Annotated in this window: 18 protein-coding genes; 10 read left to right on the forward strand and 8 right to left on the reverse strand. The window is 62.9% G+C overall.

Going from position 1 to position 17953, the window contains the following annotated elements:
- Positions 1-57: 57 nt before the first annotated feature.
- The 3 genes from PSH81_RS07350 to PSH81_RS07360 all read right to left on the reverse strand — a co-directional run bounded on the left by PSH81_RS07350 (position 58) and on the right by PSH81_RS07360 (position 4550).
- Positions 58-1245 (reverse strand): cyanate transporter, encoded by a 1188-nt coding sequence (locus tag PSH81_RS07350; RefSeq protein WP_305392247.1) that lies wholly within the window; start codon positions 1243-1245, stop codon positions 58-60.
- Positions 1246-1497: 252 nt separating this feature from the next.
- Complete coding sequence (locus tag PSH81_RS07355) at positions 1498-2928, reverse strand: aldehyde dehydrogenase family protein (RefSeq protein WP_305392248.1); 1431 nt, start codon at positions 2926-2928, stop codon at positions 1498-1500.
- On the reverse strand, positions 2925-4550 hold the full coding sequence (locus tag PSH81_RS07360) for a 5-guanidino-2-oxopentanoate decarboxylase (protein WP_305392249.1): 1626 nt from the start codon (positions 4548-4550) through the stop codon (positions 2925-2927). Before PSH81_RS07360 ends, PSH81_RS07355 begins: the two co-directional genes overlap by 4 nt.
- A 112-nt stretch (positions 4551-4662) precedes the next feature.
- On the opposite strand from PSH81_RS07360, the gene PSH81_RS07365 reads away from it, so the two are divergent.
- Positions 4663-5535, forward strand: a complete 873-nt coding sequence (locus tag PSH81_RS07365; RefSeq protein ID WP_226455285.1) for a LysR substrate-binding domain-containing protein — start codon at positions 4663-4665, stop codon at positions 5533-5535.
- A 137-nt stretch (positions 5536-5672) separates the two neighbouring features.
- On the opposite strand, the gene PSH81_RS07370 is transcribed toward PSH81_RS07365, so the two are convergent.
- Both PSH81_RS07370 and PSH81_RS07375 read right to left on the reverse strand, forming a co-directional pair.
- Positions 5673-6287 (reverse strand): NAD(P)-dependent oxidoreductase, encoded by a 615-nt coding sequence (locus tag PSH81_RS07370; RefSeq protein WP_192299139.1) that lies wholly within the window; start codon positions 6285-6287, stop codon positions 5673-5675.
- Between the two features lie 34 nt (positions 6288-6321).
- Entirely contained in the window at positions 6322-7188 is an 867-nt protein-coding gene (locus tag PSH81_RS07375; RefSeq protein WP_226455286.1) for an MBL fold metallo-hydrolase, read from the reverse strand.
- A 107-nt stretch (positions 7189-7295) separates the two neighbouring features.
- On the opposite strand from PSH81_RS07375, the gene PSH81_RS07380 reads away from it, so the two are divergent.
- Positions 7296-8201 (forward strand): LysR family transcriptional regulator, encoded by a 906-nt coding sequence (locus PSH81_RS07380; protein ID WP_226455287.1) that lies wholly within the window; start codon positions 7296-7298, stop codon positions 8199-8201.
- A gap of 100 nt (positions 8202-8301) precedes the next feature.
- Entirely contained in the window at positions 8302-8478 is a 177-nt protein-coding gene (locus PSH81_RS07385; protein WP_192299136.1) for a hypothetical protein, read from the forward strand.
- Positions 8479-8546: 68 nt separating this feature from the next.
- On the opposite strand, the gene PSH81_RS07390 is transcribed toward PSH81_RS07385, so the two are convergent.
- Positions 8547-9425, reverse strand: coding sequence for a helix-turn-helix domain-containing protein (locus tag PSH81_RS07390; RefSeq protein ID WP_305392250.1), 879 nt, complete (start codon positions 9423-9425; stop codon positions 8547-8549).
- Positions 9426-9605: 180 nt separating this feature from the next.
- Here PSH81_RS07390 and pobA point away from each other — a divergent pair, with 180 nt between their 5' ends.
- Entirely contained in the window at positions 9606-10799 is a 1194-nt protein-coding gene (gene pobA, locus PSH81_RS07395; protein ID WP_226455289.1) for a 4-hydroxybenzoate 3-monooxygenase, read from the forward strand.
- Positions 10800-10825: 26 nt separating this feature from the next.
- Here pobA and PSH81_RS07400 read toward each other — a convergent pair whose 3' ends face one another.
- Complete coding sequence (locus PSH81_RS07400) at positions 10826-11665, reverse strand: cache domain-containing protein (protein ID WP_305392251.1); 840 nt, start codon at positions 11663-11665, stop codon at positions 10826-10828.
- Between the two features lie 316 nt (positions 11666-11981).
- Between PSH81_RS07400 and PSH81_RS07405 the strand changes: the two genes are divergently transcribed.
- From PSH81_RS07405 to PSH81_RS07425, 5 genes are all read left to right on the forward strand, one after another.
- Positions 11982-13352 (forward strand): glutamine synthetase family protein, encoded by a 1371-nt coding sequence (locus PSH81_RS07405; RefSeq protein WP_305392252.1) that lies wholly within the window; start codon positions 11982-11984, stop codon positions 13350-13352.
- 101 nt (positions 13353-13453) lie between these two features.
- Positions 13454-14050 (forward strand): class I SAM-dependent methyltransferase, encoded by a 597-nt coding sequence (locus PSH81_RS07410; RefSeq protein ID WP_226455292.1) that lies wholly within the window; start codon positions 13454-13456, stop codon positions 14048-14050.
- Between the two features lie 121 nt (positions 14051-14171).
- On the forward strand, positions 14172-15305 hold the full coding sequence (rnd, locus tag PSH81_RS07415; RefSeq protein ID WP_192299130.1) for a ribonuclease D: 1134 nt from the start codon (positions 14172-14174) through the stop codon (positions 15303-15305).
- Positions 15302-15595: a YcgL domain-containing protein gene (locus PSH81_RS07420; protein WP_159962113.1), complete on the forward strand. Its 294-nt coding sequence runs from the start codon at positions 15302-15304 to the stop codon at positions 15593-15595. Before rnd ends, PSH81_RS07420 begins: the two co-directional genes overlap by 4 nt.
- Before the next feature lie 107 nt (positions 15596-15702).
- Positions 15703-16635 (forward strand): D-2-hydroxyacid dehydrogenase, encoded by a 933-nt coding sequence (locus PSH81_RS07425; RefSeq protein WP_305392253.1) that lies wholly within the window; start codon positions 15703-15705, stop codon positions 16633-16635.
- A gap of 130 nt (positions 16636-16765) precedes the next feature.
- On the opposite strand, the gene PSH81_RS07430 is transcribed toward PSH81_RS07425, so the two are convergent.
- Positions 16766-17350: a nitroreductase family protein gene (locus PSH81_RS07430; protein WP_226455294.1), complete on the reverse strand. Its 585-nt coding sequence runs from the start codon at positions 17348-17350 to the stop codon at positions 16766-16768.
- A 153-nt stretch (positions 17351-17503) separates the two neighbouring features.
- On the opposite strand from PSH81_RS07430, the gene PSH81_RS07435 reads away from it, so the two are divergent.
- Complete coding sequence (locus PSH81_RS07435; protein WP_207044615.1) at positions 17504-17953, forward strand: YcgN family cysteine cluster protein; 450 nt, start codon at positions 17504-17506, stop codon at positions 17951-17953.

Consider the following 17953-nt stretch of genomic DNA (forward strand, 5'->3'; position numbering starts at 1 on the left):
AGCTCTGTAGGGCGTTTCTATGTTTGGCGTGAGACAAATACTGTTGGCAACACGACGTCAGCGGATATGGCGGGCGTAATGCCTGGGGTCGAAGCGCGTGACGATCAGCAGCATCACCACCACTACCGCTGTCAGCGACCACCAAGCCCATTCGAAGCTGCCCAACTGGTCGCGGATCATCCCGGCGATCAGCGGCGACAAGCCCGCAATCAGGTAGCCCACGCCTTGCACAAACGCAGTCAGGCCGCCGGCGCGGCGCGGGTTGTGCAGATGGTCTAGCGACAGGATCAGGCTCATCGGGAACAGCCCGCCGATGCCCAGGCCGAGCAGGCACGGCCACAGCAGGCTCAGGTGTTGGGGGCTGAGGATCAGGCCGCAGAAACCCAGGATGATCAGCACCAGCAACACGGCGACCACACCGCGTTTATCCTGGCGACGGTTGGCGATAGCCGGGGTGACCAAGCCGGAAACCACTTCCATCGCCGTCAGAAAACCCAGGAGCAAACCGGCGTTCTGTTCACTCCAGCCTTGCTCCACGTAGTACGGCGCCAGCCACGCCAGTACACAGGTGTAGGACGCTGTACCGAGCCCAAAAAATACCGCCAGCAGCCAGGCGCGGCGGTTGCCGAAAAACGACTCCTGCGAGCCGGCAGCGGCGTGGGGTAACGGCGGCAATGCTGCGTGCTGTTTGTACCAGCACACCAGGGCCAGCAGCGAGAGCAGCGCCCACACGGCCAGGCCGATGCGCCAACTGCCGGTCTGCACCTGCACGAACGGCGCGAACGACGCCGCCAATGCCGCGCCGCCCATGATCGCAGTGACGTATAAGCCCATGAACAGCGAGACGTTATCGCTGAAGCGCGACTTGATCAGCGCCGGCATCAGCGCCTGGATCAAGGCGATCCCGACCCCGGCGGCAATCGCGCTGACGATCAACTCCAGCGCCGAGTCCAAAAACAACCGCGACAGCGTCGCCACCCCAATCACCAGCAGCGACCACACAATGCTGCGGTGCTCGCCAATGCGCTTGGCCACGCCCATGCCAAAAAACATCGCCAGCCCCATGGCCATCACCGGCAACATGGTCAGCAAGGCGGCACTGCTGAAACTCAACGGCACCTCGCCGCGTATCGACGACAACAACGGGCCGACCGCCGCCATTGAGGGGCGCAGGTTAAGGGCGACCAGCACCACGCTGATCATCAGCCAAACGGCGGTGGTGGGTTTTGCGTGAACGTTTTCCATGGGCCTGCCTTGAGTGAACAAGGGCGAATCAGGCCACGGGCGGGGCAGGGGGGCAAATCAGAAAGTCGCAGGCGCTATTGAAAAAATGCAGGTCGCTGACACACCACCTCTCTAAATGCGGAAACTGGCTTGTGTGGGAGCGGGCTTGCTCGCGAAAGCGGTGTATCAGTCAATACCTTCAGCGACTGACACACTGCATTCGCGAGCAAGCCCGCTCCCACACAATCTCGCGCCGACAGGCGAACTTCAGTGTCAGGTGGGCCTGATCACATGCTTGATCTCCTGAAACGCCGCCAACCCCCACGGCCCCAGCTCGCGGCCGATGCTGCTCTGCTTGTAACCGCCCCACGCCGTCTGCGGGAAGATCACCTGCGGTGCATTGATCCACACCAGCCCAGCCTGCAACGCATTGGCCACGCGCGCGGCGGCTTCGGCATCACTGCTGACCACACTGGCCACCAGCCCGAAATCGCTGTCGTTGGCCAAGGCGATTGCCTCGGCTTCAGTGGCAAAGCGTCTGACACACAGCACCGGGCCGAAGATCTCTTCGTTCCACAACGCGCTATCCAAGGGCACATCGGTAAACACCGTCGGCCGGATGAAAAAGCCCTGGGTCAGTTGCGCCGGACGCTCACCGCCGCACACTAACCGCGCGCCGTCCTCGATACCGCGTCTGATGTGCCCGAGTACGCGCTGGTATTGCGCACGGTTGATCAGCGCACCCATTTCCACCTCGTCGGCAAACGGATCTGCCACGCGGATGCCTTCAGCGCGCAGCTGCAAACGGCGTAGGAATTCGTCGGCCAAATTGTCGGCCACCAGCACGCGGCTGGTCGCCGAACAGATCTGTCCCGCGTTGAAAAAGCCACCGCCGCACGCCAACTCCACGGCGAGGTCGAGGTCGGCATCGGCCAGTACCAGCAGCGAAGATTTGCCGCCCAATTCCAGGCTTACGCCCTTGATGGTTTCGGCCGCGCGCTGCATCACCTGCACCCCCACGGCATTGCTGCCGGTGAAGGAAATCTTCGCCACGCGCCGGTCCGCTGCCAGTGGCGCACCCACCGCCAGGCCGGTGCCGCAGACCAGGTTGAACACGCCCGCCGGGAAGCCCGCAGCGGCGATGATCCGCGCCAGTTGCAGCTCGGCCAACGGCGTGACCTCCGACGGTTTGAGCACCACGCAGCAGCCGGCGGCTAGGGCCGGCGCGAGTTTCCAGGCGGTGGTCACCATCGGAAAATTCCACGGCACTATCAGCCCCACCACGCCGCACGGTTCGCGGCGCAAGCGTGCGCTGAAATCCGTGGTGGGCAACTCGACCGGACGGTCCTGCCCGGCGTCCATGTCCTCGGCAATCGTGGCGTAGTACTCGAAGGTGGCGATCACGTCGTCCACATCGATACCCGCCTCAAACAGCGGTTTGCCGTTGTTGCTCGATTGCAACTGCATCAGCGGTTCGCGCTGCTCGGCCACGCCTTTGGCGACCTTGCGCAACAGTGCGCCGCGATCCCTGCCAGTGCTTTTCGACCAGTCGCCGAATGCCGCACTGGCCGCGTCCACCGCCCGCGTTACCGCCGCGGCATTGCCCACGCTGACGTGCGCCAACACCGCCTCGGTGGCCGGGTTGATCACCTCCAGCATCTCGCCACCGGCCAGCCATTCACCATTGATAAACACGCCGTTCATACCGCCACCTCCTGCATCCAAAGTCCCTGGTCGATTTCAATCAGCGTCGGCCCCTGGCGATCAACGGCCGCGCGCAAGGCGGCGCGCAATTGCGTGATGCCCTGGATGCTCTCGGCGGCGCAGCCCAGTGCCTTGGCCACGCCGATGAAGTCGGGGGTGTAGATGTCTACGCCGACGGGTTCGATGGCGCGGTTGAGCATGTATTTCTTGATCTCTTCGTAGCCCTGGTTATTCCACAGCAGCACGATGATCGGCGTGCGTGCCTCCACCGCACTGGCCAGTTCCGGCAGGGTGAATTGCACGCCGCCGTCACCGATCAGGCACACCACCGGTTGCCCGGTGCCACGTCCCAGCCAGGCGCCGATCGCGGCGGGCAGGGCGTAGCCCAGGGTGCCGTAGCCGGTGGACGAATTGAACCAACGGCGCGGGTAGTCGAGGTTCAAGGTGAGGTTGGCGCTGTACACCGGTTGGGTGGAGTCGCCGACGATGACGGCATCGGGCAGTTCTTGCAGGACGGTGTCGAGGAATAGGGTTTGCGCGCGGGTGGCGGCGTCCCAGGTGGGCGCCAGTTCGGCCCGCAACCGGGCAACGCGTGGTGCGCCCCAGTGGGCCTCGCGTGGGGGCAGTGGTTGGCGGTTCAGCTCGCTCAGCAGCGCCTCGGCGGCGATCTGTGCGTCGGCCACCAGCGCCACTTGCGGCGGGTAGTTGCGCACCGTCTGGTCGGCGTCGATGTCGATGCGCAGCAGGGCGCCGGGAATCTTGAAACCGCCGGCGAAGGTGACGTCGTAGTCGGTCTCGGCCAGCTCGGTGCCGATGGCCAGCACCACATCCGCTTCGGCGACCAGGGCGCGGGTGGCGAGCAGGGTCTGGGTCGAGCCGATCAGCAGTGGGTGAGTCGAAGGCAGCATGCCTTTGGCGTTGATGGTCAAGGCCACCGGCGCGCCCAGCGCGTCTGCCAACCGGGTCAGTTCGGGGGCCGCATCGATGGCACCGCCACCGGCCAGGATCAACGGGCGCTTGGCCGCCGCCAGCAACTGGCTCATCTGCTTGACCGCCGCCGGCGCCGCCCCGGCACGCGCCACGCTGACCGGCTCGCTGCCGAGCAGGGCGTCGGCGTTTTCCACCAACACATCCAGCGGAATCTCGATGTGTACCGGCCGCGGTCGCCCGGCCTGGAACAGCGCGAACGCCCGCGCCAATACGCCGGGCAACTCGGCTGCCGACATCAAGGTATGGGAGAACGCCGCCACGCCGGCCATCATCGCGCCCTGGTTCGGCAACTCGTGCAACTTGCCGCGCCCGCCGCCCAGCTGGCTGCGCGATTGCACGCTGGAAATCACCAGCATCGGGATCGAGTCGGCATACGCCTGGCCCATCGCAGTGGTGATGTTGGTCATGCCGGGGCCGGTGATGATGAAACACACGCCGGGCTTGCCGCTGGTGCGTGCATAGCCGTCGGCCATGAAACCGGCGCCCTGTTCATGGCGCGGGGTGACGTGGCGGATGCTGGAACGGGCCAGGCCGCGATACAACTCCACGGTGTGCACGCCGGGGATGCCGAACACCTGGTCCACGCCATAGCCTTCGAGGAGGTTGACCAATACTTCGCCGCAGGTCGCCATTGAGGTCGCTCTTGTTATGGATTCGAGGCGGTATTGGAGCGGCTGGCCGGTAGCGGCAACAATCGATAAAAAGTCATACTAGCCATGTCTCCACGTCATGGCTGCGCCTCCAATGAAACGCCTTCCGCCGTTGCCCGCGTTGCACACCTTCTGGGTCACCGCCCAGTGCTGCAACTTCACCCGCGCCGCCGAGCAATTGCACATCACCCAAGGCGCTGTCAGCCGACAGATCGCCGGGCTGGAAAGTCATCTGGGCTACACGCTGTTCCAGCGCCAGGCGCGTGGCTTGAGCCTTACCGACGAGGGCCGCGAATGGTCACTGCGGGTGCAACAGGTATTCGGCCTGATCGGTGAAGCGGTGGAGCAGATCGGCGGCCGTCGCCAGACCCTGCAACTCAAGGCCTCCACCTGTGTGATGCGTTGGTTGCTGCCGCGCCTGATGCAATGGCAAAAGGAGCGCCCGCAGGTTCCGGTGGAGCTCACCACCACCGTGGCCTACACCGTGGACTTTCGCCGCGAGCAGTTCGACGCGGCGCTGATCTATGCGCCCATCGCCGAGCAGCCGGCCGAGGCGCGGCATTTGTTCGATGAACAACTCACCCCGGTCTGCGCGCCCACGCTGCTCGGCGACTTGCACAGCCCGGCGGATCTGCAGCGACAGGTGCTGCTGCACCCCACGCGGGACGAACGGGATTGGGCGTTGTGGTTGAGCGCGGCAAACACCCGCTTGAGCAACCTGGCCCAGGGGCATCATTTCGAAACGCTGGATCTGGCGATGACCGTGGCGTCCCAAGGCTCGGGCGTGGCGATTGGCGACAGCGCGTTGATTGGCGAGGATGTGAAGGCGGGACGATTGGCGATGCCGTTTGCGCTGAGGGTGCCGACGGGGATGGGGTATTACCTGGTGTATCCGCCTGGGACGGTGCCGTCGCAAGGGCTTGAAGCGTTAATGGATTGGTTGGTCAGCCAGGCACAATCGTCCTGACACCGCAGATCCAATTGTGGGAGCGGGCTTGCCCGCGAAGGCGGCCTGTCAGTCAACACAGATGTCGCTGACCCACCGCCATCGCGGGCAAGCCCGCTCCCACATAAACCAGCGTCCACAGGTTTTACCGCGTTGTGTCAGTAGCCCACAGTGAAACGTTGGCGCGAGTGTTTTGGCGATTCAACTTCATCGATCAACGCAATCGCATAGTCCGCAAAACTGATCCAGCTACGACCTTCACTGCTCACCAGCAAATCATCCTGACCCACACGGAACTGGCCGGTGCGCTCGGTCTCCACGAACTCCGCCGACGGCGACAGGAAGGTCCAATCCAGTTCCTGCTCCTGACGCAGCGCCGCCAGAAATTCAGCGCCGGCACTGGCCTCAGCCTTGTACTCGGCCGGAAAGCCCGGGCTGTCAATCACACGGCTGCCATCCGGCAGCAACAACGAACCCGCGCCGCCCACCACCAGCAGGCGTTTGACCCCGGCTTTTTTCACCGGCCCGATCACCGCACTGGCGGGCAGGGTGGCGAAGTGTGCCGCGCTGATCACCACATCGTTGCCGCTGACCGCTGCCTGCAGGGCCTGGGCGTCCAGCGCATCGGCCTGCTTGACCGTGACGCCAGGGCGCGCGGCGATCTTGTCGGTATTACGCGCGATGGCGGTGACACTGTGCCCACGACGCAACGCTTCTTCCAGCAGTTGGCTACCCGCACGGCCGGTAGCACCAATGATTGCAATCTTGCTCATGATCTTCTCCAGTCAGTCAGGGGGTTAAAACCATTCACCACTTCATTTCGCCCTTGGCGACTTTGGCGCTCAGTTCCAGCGAGCTTTCGTCGGCGAGGGTCGGGTAACGCTTTTTCATGGCCGCGATCAGCGCGGCGGAGTCTTTGGCCTTGGCGGTTTCGATGTCGAAGGCCTTGATGTAGTCGGCAGTGAACGCCACCGATTTCAGGGTCGGTGTACCGAGGTAGTGGCCCGGGATCACGCTGCGTGGCTTGAGCTGTTGGATGCGCTGCAGGGTCGCCAGCCAGTCTTTGTGGGACTGGGCACTCTGGGTGTCGGCCATCCACAGGTGAATGTTCTCGGCGACCACCACGCCACCGACCACGGCCTTGATTGAAGGGATCCACACAAAGCTGCGGTCCGGCTGCGCGCCGTCCAGGCCGATGACTTCCAGTTGCTGGCCTTCGAGGCTCAGGCTATGACCTGGCAGCACGTCCGGCACGATGGTTTTAGCCGGCTTGTCGGCGCCCATTTTCGGGCCCCAGAATTCCAGCTTGCCGGCCACGGTGGCCTTGATGTGGTCGACCACTGGTTGCGGCGCGAGCACCTTGGCATCGGGGAATGCAGTGGTGAGGGTGTCGAGGCCGAAGTAGTAGTCCGGGTCGCCGTGGCTGATGTAGATGGTGGTCAAGTGCTTGCCGCTGGCGCGAATCTTCTGCACAAGCTGCTCGGCCTGGGCCTTGCCGAATTGCGCGTCCACCAGGATCGCGTCCTTGGCGCCGCTGACCAGCACCGAGCTGACCGGGAAGATCGCGGCTTCGCCTGGGTTGTACACCTCAAGGGTCAGGTCGGCTGCGGCGGCGTGCGCGGCGAAGGCCAGGGCGGCGGTCGCCAGGGTCAAGCGTTTGAGGGTGGACAACATCGGGCAGCTCCAGCAGTCGATTCAAAGGATGCACAGAGCTTAGTTGCACCAAACCCAACTAAAAATGCGATGCTGGGACATAGTTTGTTTCTAAAAGCGGGCAAATCATGGATCGGCTTCAAGCAATGCGCGTGTTTGTCACGGTGGTGGACCTGGGTAGCCAGTCTGCCGCCGCCGACCACCTGGACCTGTCACGCCCGGTGGTCTCGCGTTATCTGGCCGAGCTGGAAGATTGGGTCGGCGCGCGCCTGCTGCACCGCACCACGCGCAAACTCAGCCTGACGGCGGCCGGCAGCGAAACCCTGCCCCGTTGCCGGCAGTTGCTGGAGCTGAGCTGCGACATGCAAGCCGCCGTCAGTGAACCCGATGATGCGCCCCGTGGCCTGCTGCGCCTGAGCGTGAGCACCTCGTTCGGCCAGGCGCAATTGGCCGAGGCGATCGCCGAGTACGTCAAGCGCTACCCGCTGGTGACGGTGGACCTGCAAATGCTCGACCGCACGGTGAACCTGGTGGATGAGCGCATCGACCTGGCCATCCGCACCAGCACCGACCTGGACCCCAACCTGATCGCCCGACGCCTGACGGTTTGCCGCTCGGTGGTGTGTGCCACCCCGGCGTACCTGCTGGAGCATCCGGCGCCGCAGAAAGTCGAGGACCTGGCGCGGCACAACTGCCTCACCCATTCCTATTTCGGCAAAAGCCTGTGGCATTTCGAAGAGGGCGGCGAACACGTTTCGGTGCCGGTGCACGGCAACATCACGGCCAACGAGGCCAGTACCTTATTGCGCGTGACCCTGGCCGGGGCGGGGGTGGGCATGTTGCCCAGCTACCAGGCCGGCGATTACATCCGCCGTGGCGAACTGGTGCGTCTGCTGCCCGCGGCCGAGCCCCGGCAAATGCACATCTATGCGGTATACGCGTCACGCAAGCACATGCCGTCGGCGCTGCGCAGCCTGTTGGATTTCCTGGTGTCGAGGTTTCCCCAAACACCTGTTTGGGACGAGGGGCTCTGAGTCGATATAAACAGACTGAATAGGCGCCAATAATGGCAACTTGCCCGGGCTGGCCTATGCTTTAAACAGCACTGTGTAGATCCGCTCAGAGGTCTGTGCCATGAGCATCAAAACCAGAAAGTACCTGATGATTTTCACCCTTAGCGCATTGGCCAGCGCGCTGTACGGGACTGCCGCCTACCGCGTCGAGCAAACCCGTATGCAACCGAGCTTTGCGATCAGTTGCCATCAGGACCAATGTGTCCCCCACACCGGCAGTTTCAGCGCCTTGCGCTAGAACCCGTCCGCTGGAGATTCCATGTGGGAGCGGGCAAGCCCGCTCTCACATAGACCTGTTCCCACTGTTTAGTTCGGTGTTGTCTCAGCCTTGAGCTGCTCGCGAAACGCCTTGGGTGAAAACCCGACCCGTCGGCGAAACAGTCGGGAGAAGTTGGTCGGGTCGGAAAAACCCAGCACTTCCGACATTTCATTGATGGTCATGCTGGTGTAGGTCAGCAGGCGTTTGGCCTCCAGCAACTGGCGGTCATGCATGATCTGCAATGCCGGTTGCCCGCCCAGTTCCCGACACGTCCCATTCAGGTGTGAGACCGAGATACCCAACTTGTGGGCCAAGTCCTCAATCTTTGGATGTTCGCGGTAATGCTGCTCGACCAGTTGGGTAAAGCGCCGAAAGTACTCGCGCCCGCGCGGCGCGCGCGGATGGCGACGCTGAATCGCCTGGCGGCTGATCCACACCAGCAGCACGCTGACCAGGGCGTGCATCATCATGTCCCGTGACGGTTGTTCGTCGGCGTATTCGTCCTGCAGGCGGGCGAACTGGCTGTTGAGATAGCCACTGTCCTTGCCCGCCGGGTAACTGCCCAGCGCCTGCAAACCGTCCATCGTGCCGCCCAGTTGCGTCTGCAAGTGATTGACCAGTGGCGCCGCCAGTGTCACCACATAACCCTCGACATCCTCGGCAAACCGGAACCCGTGCACACACAGCGGCGGCAGCACCTGCAATGTCGCTTCGTTGAGGGTACTGCGCAGGCCTTCGATTTCCAGTTGTGCCTGGCCTTTGTGCACGTACAGCAATTGGCACAGATCCGCGTGCCGGTGGGGCTGGATTTCCCACTGGTATTCCCGGCTGCGTCGGGAAATGGTTTCGCAGTGCAACAAATCGGGGGTCGGCCATTGCTGGTTTTCCCCGTAAAGCTTGAAGACCGGAATCGCGGTTTTGGTCATGGTTTCAATCCGACACTCAGGACAGTGGTGCGGTAATCGCCCCGATTGGCGAAAAACGCAGGTTTTGGCTCAGTTTTCACCTTCTTATGCCAGCCACTCAAGTTAAAAATGCCAGCAACAAGATCAATGACAACTCTTTCACTCTATCCGTTCGAGTGGAATACGCAGGCGATAAAAATAATGAAAATCCTGAAAACCCAAGTCGCCATCATCGGCGCCGGACCTTCCGGGCTGTTGCTCGGCCAACTGTTGCACAACGCCGGTATCCAGACCCTGATCGTAGAGCGCCAGAGCGCCGACTATGTGCGTGGCCGCATCCGTGCCGGGGTGCTGGAACAAGGCATGGTCGACCTGCTGCGCGAGGCGGGCGTGAGCCAGCGCATGGACGCCGAAGGGTTGGTGCATGACGGCTTCGAACTGGCGCTGAACGGCAAGCTCAGCCACATCGACCTCAAGGGTTTGACCGGCGGCCAGTCGGTGATGGTCTACGGCCAGACCGAAGTGACCCGCGACCTCATGGCCGCCCGCGTCGCTGCCGGCGCCACCACCTTCTACGAAGCCAGCCATGTGCAGCCGCACGCGCTGAAAAGTGATCAACCCTGGCTGACCTTCGAACACCAGGGCGAACCCTATCGCCTGGAGTGCGACTACATCGCCGGTTGCGATGGATTCCACGGTGTTGCCCGTCAGTCGATTCCGCAAGAGTCGCTGAAAATCTTCGAACGTGTGTATCCCTTCGGCTGGCTCGGCATCCTCGCCGACACGCCGCCGGTACACGCCGAGCTGGTGTACGCCAAGCACCCGCGTGGCTTTGCCCTGTGCAGCATGCGCTCGCCCACGCGCAGTCGTTATTACTTGCAAGTGCCGGTGCAAGAGCCGTTGGATGAATGGTCGGACGCACGCTTCTGGGATGAACTGAAGACCCGCCTGCCAGGCGACCTGGCCGCGCAGTTGGTGACCGGGCCGTCCATCGAGAAAAGCATCGCGCCGCTGCGCAGCTTCGTGGTCGAGCCGATGCAATACGGGCGCCTGTTCCTGCTCGGCGATGCCGCGCACATCGTGCCGCCCACCGGCGCCAAGGGCTTGAACCTGGCGGCCAGCGATGTGAACACGCTGTTGCGGATCTTGCTCAAGGTGTACCGCGAAGGACGTGTGGACCTATTGGAAAACTACTCGGCGATCTGCCTGCGCCGGGTGTGGAAGGCCGAGCGGTTTTCCTGGTGGATGACCTCGATGCTGCACCAGTTTCCAGAGGCGGATGGCTTCAGCCAGCGGATTGCCGAGAGTGAGCTTGATTACTTCATCCACTCCGAAGCGGGGCGTAGGACCATTGCCGAAAACTACGTAGGCCTACCCTACGAAACCATCGACTAACCCCCCTGCAACGCCTGTAGGTGGTTTCAGGGGCTGTAGTAACCCACTGCGACCATGTAATGCCCGCTCTTGCGCAAGTACGCATGCTTGTTCTCGACCTTGCCGGTCACCGGGTTTTTCCAGCGGTACTTGTACTCACCCTGGTCCTGCTCGGCCATCAGCTTGAGGATCGGCTCGCCCACCGGCTTGCCGTCCGGGTCCTTGATCTTGCCGAAGTCGGTGTTGATCAACCGCAGGGTGGTGCCGTGGGCCACGTAGCGCTCGGTATTGAGGTCGACCACAAACACGTACAGGTCATCCTGCAGGAAGCCGCCTTGCAACGAATTGATCGCTTTCAGTGTGCCGGCTTCGTCCTTGACCAGTGCGTTCACGGCCTTGTTGCGCAGGGCACGCGCCTGTTCCGGAGTGGCCCGTGGCAGGTAGTAGCCGACCGCGAGGATGCGCTCGCCGACGCGCTGATAGAACACATGCTTGTGTTCCACTTTGCCGTCGTTCCAGTTCTGCCAGCGATAGTCGGCCTGCTGGATGCCTTGGCTTTCGGGCACGTTGAGGGCGTCCTTGAACGATTGGCGCAGCTCGGGCCCAAGCACCTCACTGACATCACGGCCGATCAAGGCGGAGGAGGGGCCGCCGCTGGCCAGCAGCACGCCTTTGGTGTCGAGCACGAACACGTAGCGGTCCTTGTCGATGAATTCGCCTTGGCGGCTGAACGCGGCGAAGGCCTTGTCACCGTTGCTCTGGTAATACGCCAAGGCTTTTTCCAGCAGTGCCTTGGCGGCTTGAGCGTCCTCGTCCTGAGTCGTTGCAGCGTGCACCTGGCTGAAACACAACAACAGCAGCCAGGTGATGTGGCGCAGTGCATTCATGGTCCGTTCCTCGTTCTTGTTGATGTGCCAAGAGCGTAGACGGCTGTAGTCCAAGGCGTCGAATGTTTAGCCAAGTTGCACCCAAACTCCGCCAAGCCTGAATTTATTCACCTATGCCGGCGTGTGACGCTGCCGGGCATCGACCTCACTGTGATCGCCCATGGACGGTTCCGCCGATACGCTCCCCGAGCTGGCTTTCTGGGCACTGTTCCACTGCCGGCACGCACGCCCACCAGACGCCTTTCTTCTACGTTGATCCACCCCCTGTAGGGCGTGCTCCTGCGCGCCTGTCCGACACAAACGTATGAGAATGCCCATGAGCGATTTCGCCTGCCTGCACGAAGCCCAGACCTTTCTGGACCAGCACCCGGACATCGAGATGTTCGAACTGTTTATCCTCGACAACAATGGCGTGCCACGTGGCAAGCTCCTGCACCGCGATGAACTGCTGGCGGTGTACGCCAGCGGCCGGCCGCTGCCCAGCACCATCCTCGGCCTGACCATCAATGGCGACGACGTAGAGGACTCCGGGCTGGTCTGGGACGTGGGCGATATTGACTGTCGCGCCTACCCCCTCAGCGGCAGCCTGCAGCGCATGCCATGGCGGTTGATCCCGACGGCGGCGGTGCAAGTCAGCATGCACCCAAGCGAAGGCCTGCCCGCCACGGTGGCCGATCCCCGGCACTTGCTGGCCAGGGTGATCGACGGGCTCAAGGCCGACGGTTATTACCCGGTGATGGCGGCGGAGCTGGAGTTCTACCTGCTGGACCAGCAACCCGACAGCCATGGCCGCCCGCAACCGGCACGGGACATGGACGGCGGCCGCCCACGTTCGACCCATGTCTACGGCCTGCGCGAGCTGGAACAGATCGAACCGTTTCTCGCCGACCTCTATAGCGCCTGCAAATTGCAAGGCATCCCGGCACGTACGGCGATCTCCGAATACGCCCCGGGCCAAGTCGAGATCACCCTGGAGCACCGCGCCGACGCCCTGCAAGCGATGGATGAGGCGGTGCGCTACAAGCGCCTGGTCAAGGGCGTGGCGCACAAGCACGGGATGACCGCCTGCTTCATGGCCAAGCCGTTCGACGACCTCGCCGGCACCGGCATGCACATGCACGTCAGCCTGGCAGACGCAGCGGGCAACAACCTGTTCGCCAGTGAGGCTGCCGACGGCACGCCGCTGCTGCGCCAGGCGGTGGGCGGCATGCTCAGTACTTTGCTCGATTCGCTGCTGCTGTTTTGCCCCAACGCCAACTCCTACCGGCGTTTCCAGAGCAACAGCTATGCGCCACTGGCCGCCACCTGGGGGGTCGACAACCGCACCGTCAGCCTGCGTGTACCTGGTGGCCCGGCCCCATCCCGGCACATCGAACACCGCATCTGCGGTGCCGACGCCAACCCCTACCTGGCTGCTGCTGCGATCCTGGCCGGCATCCATCGAGGTATCCGCGAACAACGCGACCCCGGCGCGCCGGTGGAAGGCAATGGCTATGCCCAGGCCAAGGAGTTGCTGCCCACTGACTGGCTGACCACCCTGCGTGCGCTGGAAGGCTCAAGCTGGGCGCGAGAAGCGTTTGGCCGTGAGTTCCTCGGCGTGTACCTGGCGGTAAAACGTGCGGAATACCGCCAGTTCATGGGCGAGGTCGGCGCGCAGGATTGGCGCTGGTATCTGCATCAGGCCTGAACAAGTCGACGGTAGTGATGGTTTCAACCTTTTTTTCACGTTGCAGTGGTTAAGCTGCGAATCAAGGTCGTTCACTCCCGTTTCACTTACATGAGCTCGCGATGTCGCCACAACCTCCATCCTCCATCGAGATCGAATTCGCCGAGCGCTGTGGCCGTGAGCACGCGCGGGTCTGCGGCGATACGCGTCCGCCCGGGCTGCTGCAGCGCCTGGCGGCCTGGCGTGTGCAGCGGCTGGTGCGCCATGCACTGAACGCGGCGGGCGAGCCGGGGCTGATTCTGGATCTGGCGTGTGGTTCGGGGCGCTTCTGGCCGGTGTTGGCCGAGCACGTCAACCGCGTGATCCTGGCCTCGGATAATTCCCAGGACATGCTCGACCACGCCCGCGGTCATCACCCGGCATTGCTCAAGCGGATCAAGACGTTCCAGGGCTCGGCGTTTTCCATCGGCCTGTCCGCGAACGCGGTGGACTGCATTTTCTGCCTGGAGCTGTTTCGGCATGTCCCCGGCAGTGACGGGCGCCTGGCGCTGCTGCGCGAGTTTTACCGGGTCAGTCGCGACACGGTGATTGTTTCGGTCAATTCGGCGGTGGCGGTGGAGCCGGAGTTTCGCCAGGCCGGTTTCGAGGTGCTCAACCACCAGGAATTCGTGCCGGGCTCCAAGCTGTGGCGGGTCTACGTGCTGCGTAAGGCAGGATAACTCCCGTTCATCGGACTATTCTTTATCTCTTGTGGGAGTTTTCGTGTGGCGCACGCACTGCGGATGCTCGCAATGCCCTTTCGCGATATATACTGCGCGCCATTCTTCAAGGGAGAGCCGTGTGGCCATCGATATTCACTGGATCTGCGACAACGATAGCCTCGGCCAGCATTGCGCCGAATGGCAGCAGTTGCCATTCGTCGCCCTCGACACCGAATTCATGCGGGTCGACACCTTTTATCCCATCGCCGGGCTGATCCAGATTGGTGATGGCGTACGCGCTTACCTGATCGATCCCCTGACCATCGACAACTGGCAACCCTTGGCCGCCTTGCTGGAAAACCCGGCGGTGATCAAGGTGGTGCACGCGTGCAGCGAAGACCTCGAAGTGCTGCTGCGCCTGACCGGCAGCCTGCCGGTGCCGTTGTTCGATACGCAATTGGCGGCCGCTTACCTGAACCTCGGTTTCTCCATGGGCTATTCGCGCCTGGTGCAGGCCGTGCTGGACATTGAGCTGCCCAAGGGCGAAACCCGCTCGGACTGGCTGCAGCGGCCGTTGTCCGAGACGCAGATCAGCTACGCCGCCGAAGACGCGTTGCACTTGGCGCAGGTCTACATCCGCCTGCGTCCGCAGCTGTCCGACGACAAATACGCCTGGGTATTGGACGACGGCGCCGAGCTGGTGGCCAACCTGCGCCGCGAAGTCGACCCCTACGAGGTGTACCGCGACGCCAAGCTGGCGTGGAAACTGTCCCGCGCGCAACTCGCGGTATTACGTGAGCTGTGCGCCTGGCGCGAACAGCAGGCGCGTGCCCGCGACCTGCCGCGCAACCGCATTATTCGCGAACACTCGCTGTGGCCCCTGGCCAAGACCCAGCCGGATAACCTCGCCGCCCTGGGCAAGATCGAAGACATGCACCCGCGCACCGTGCGTCAGGATGGCCAGTTCCTGCTGGACCTGATCAAACGTGCCGGCAGTGTGCCCGCTGACCAGTGGCCGCCCGCCGTCGCCGAGCCCTTGCCGGTGGACGCCGCCGCGCTGATCAAGCAACTGCGTGCCCTGGGCCAGGCCGAAGCCGAACGCCTGAACATGGCGCCGGAACTGATGCTGCGCAAGAAAACCCTCGAAGCCCTGGTCAAAAGTGGCTACCCCGATGGGCCTTACCAATTGCCAGACTCGCTGCGTGGCTGGCGCCGCGAGTTGATGGGCCAGGCGCTGCTCGACAGCCTGGCCACTGCCGGAGAACAGCCTTGAAACGTATTTGCTCCATCTACCGCAGCCCCAAACGCGCCGGCATGTACCTTTACGTGCTTAAAAGCGATGTGCTGGAACGTGTGCCCGAAGGCCTGCTCGCGGTGTTCGGCAAGCCGGTGCACGCGTTCAACCTGGTGCTGACGCCCGAGCGCAAGCTGCAACAGGAAGACATCGCCCAGGTCCTGGAAAACCTCGACAAGCAGGGCTACCACCTGCAAATGCCGCCGCCCGAGGACGAGTACATCGAGCACTTGCCCGAAGAACTGCTGCGCCGTAACGACCCGATGTGATCGGTCAGTGCCCCCTTCCGGGCACATTTTTCAATGCAATCGTATTGGTGGGCGGTGGCCGTAAGGATGCGGGCGGCCGTCTGCACTGTTTTTGAAAGGTTTTAAGCATGCGTGTTCTGATTGCTGAACAGGATCACCCGCTCTACGCCCAATTGCTGGGCGAAGCGGCACCGGACCTTGAGGTGTTGACCAGCGGCGACTCGGCCGAATTGTCCCGCCTGGCCGCCGATTGCCCGGTATGGCTGGGCCAGCCCGATCTACTGGCCACCCTGTTGCGCCAAGGCCATCAACCGCAGTGGCTGCAATCGACCTGGGCCGGCATCACGCCGCTGCTGGCCGACGGCCTGACCCGCGACTATCGCCTGACCCGCGCAGTGGGCATTTATGGCCAGGTCATGGCTGAGTTTGTCCTCACCTACATGCTCGGCCATGAGCGCGAAGTACTGGCGCGCTTGGTCAGCCAAGTGGAACGCAAGTGGGACAGTCGCACGGGCCAGAGCCTGGCGGGGCGCAAGGTGCTGATCGTCGGTACCGGCGACATCGGCCAGAGCGTTGCGCAGTTCCTGGTGCCGTTTGGCGTCAAGCTGTACGGCATTGCCAGCACTGCGCGCGAGCAGGCGCCGTTTATCGAAGTGGCCGGTCTTGATCAGTTGGGCCGCTTGGTGGGCGAGGTGGACTATGTGATCAACCTGCTGCCGAACACGCCGAGCACCCATGATTTGTACGACGCGGCGCTGTTCAAGCAATTCAAGCCGACAGGTTTGTTTATCAACGTTGGGCGCGGTGTGGCCGTGGTCGATGCCGACTTGGTCGAAGCGCTGAAGGAAGGGCACTTGGCTGGCGCGGTGATCGACGTGTGCCGCCAGGAACCATTGCCGCAACGCCACCCGTTCTGGACCGCCTGGGGGCTGTTGCTGACCGGGCACAGCTCGGCGCCGACGTCACCGCAGTTGATGGTGGAGTTGTTCTTGCAGAACGTGCGGGCGTATCAAGCCAAGCAAGCGTTGCGCGGCGAAGTGGATTTCGCCCGCGGCTACTGACACCACGCAGTAAAAAATGTGGGAGCGGGCTTGCTCGCGAATGCGGTGTGTCAGTCGCCTGATGAGTTGGCTGACCCACCGCCTTCGCGAGCAAGCCCGCTCCCACACAAGCCTGCTTATTGCGTCAGCTTCAGAGGCTGAAATCGCCTTCGGAAACCAGCTCGCTCAACGGTCGACGTGGGCTCGGCACTTCACGGCCTTGCAGGTATTCCGGCAAGGTCGATTTGTCGCCCAACTTGCCCACCGCCACGGCGGCATGCAGCGCATAACCTTCTGGAATCTTCAGCTCTTTGCGCGTCAGCTCCTGATCGAAACCGGCCATACCGTGGGTGTGCCAGCCGCTGAGGCTGGCTTGCAACGCCAGGTGGCCCCAGGCCGAACCGGTGTCGAAGGTGTGCCACAGCGCTGGGGTTTCTTCGCTGGCGCCGGGGGCGGTGAAGTCGGTCTTCGAGGCAATGATCACCAGCGCCGAGGCGTGTTGCGCCCAACCACGGTTGAACTCATTCAGCAGGCCGAGGAAACGTTCCCAGTCCGGCGTATCGCGGCGTGCGTAGAGAAAACGCCATGGCTGCGAGTTATAGGCCGATGGCGCCCAGCGCGCAGCTTCGAAAAAGCTCAGCAGGGTTTCCTGTGGGATGCTCTCGCCGGTAAAGGCGCGGGGCGACCAGCGGTCGGTGAACTGGGGGTGGATCGGGTAATCGGCAACACGTGTCATGGGCGGTTCCTGAGGGTCAATTCGGCGTTCAAAGCTACTGCGCGGTCACTAGACTGACAAGTGTTGTTACACCGCCAGTCGTAAGCGCTTGGTTCCCGAGGGCTTGGGCACTAGACTGGCGGCCTTTTCACCTACCGATACTGATGTAGAGCCATGGCCGCCAAAGTCGAACCTTTCTGGATACGCAAAACCCTTGAACACCTCGATCAGGAGGAGTGGGAGTCGTTGTGCGACGGCTGTGGCCTGTGCTGCCTGCAAAAGCTTGAGGACGAAGACGACAACAGCGTCTATTACACGCGCATCGCCTGCAAACTGCTCGACCTGAAAACCTGCCAGTGCACCGACTACCCCAACCGCCGCGACTCGGTGCCCGATTGCATCCAGCTCACGCCCGGGCAGGCCGACCAGTTCAAATGGCTGCCGCCGACCTGCGGCTACCGCCTGGTCAGCGAGCGCAAGGATCTGCCGCTGTGGCACCACCTGGTCTGCGGCGACCGTGACGCGGTGCACCACGAACGTATTTCCCAGTCCGGGCGCATGCTCGCCGAAGGCAGCGTGCCCGAAGACGACTGGGAGGATTACCTGATCTTCCGCGCAGGCTGA

Origin of the sequence: Pseudomonas sp. FP2335 (assembly GCF_030687535.1) — a bacterium.
In the GTDB taxonomy this organism is placed as follows: Bacteria; Pseudomonadota; Gammaproteobacteria; order Pseudomonadales; family Pseudomonadaceae; genus Aquipseudomonas.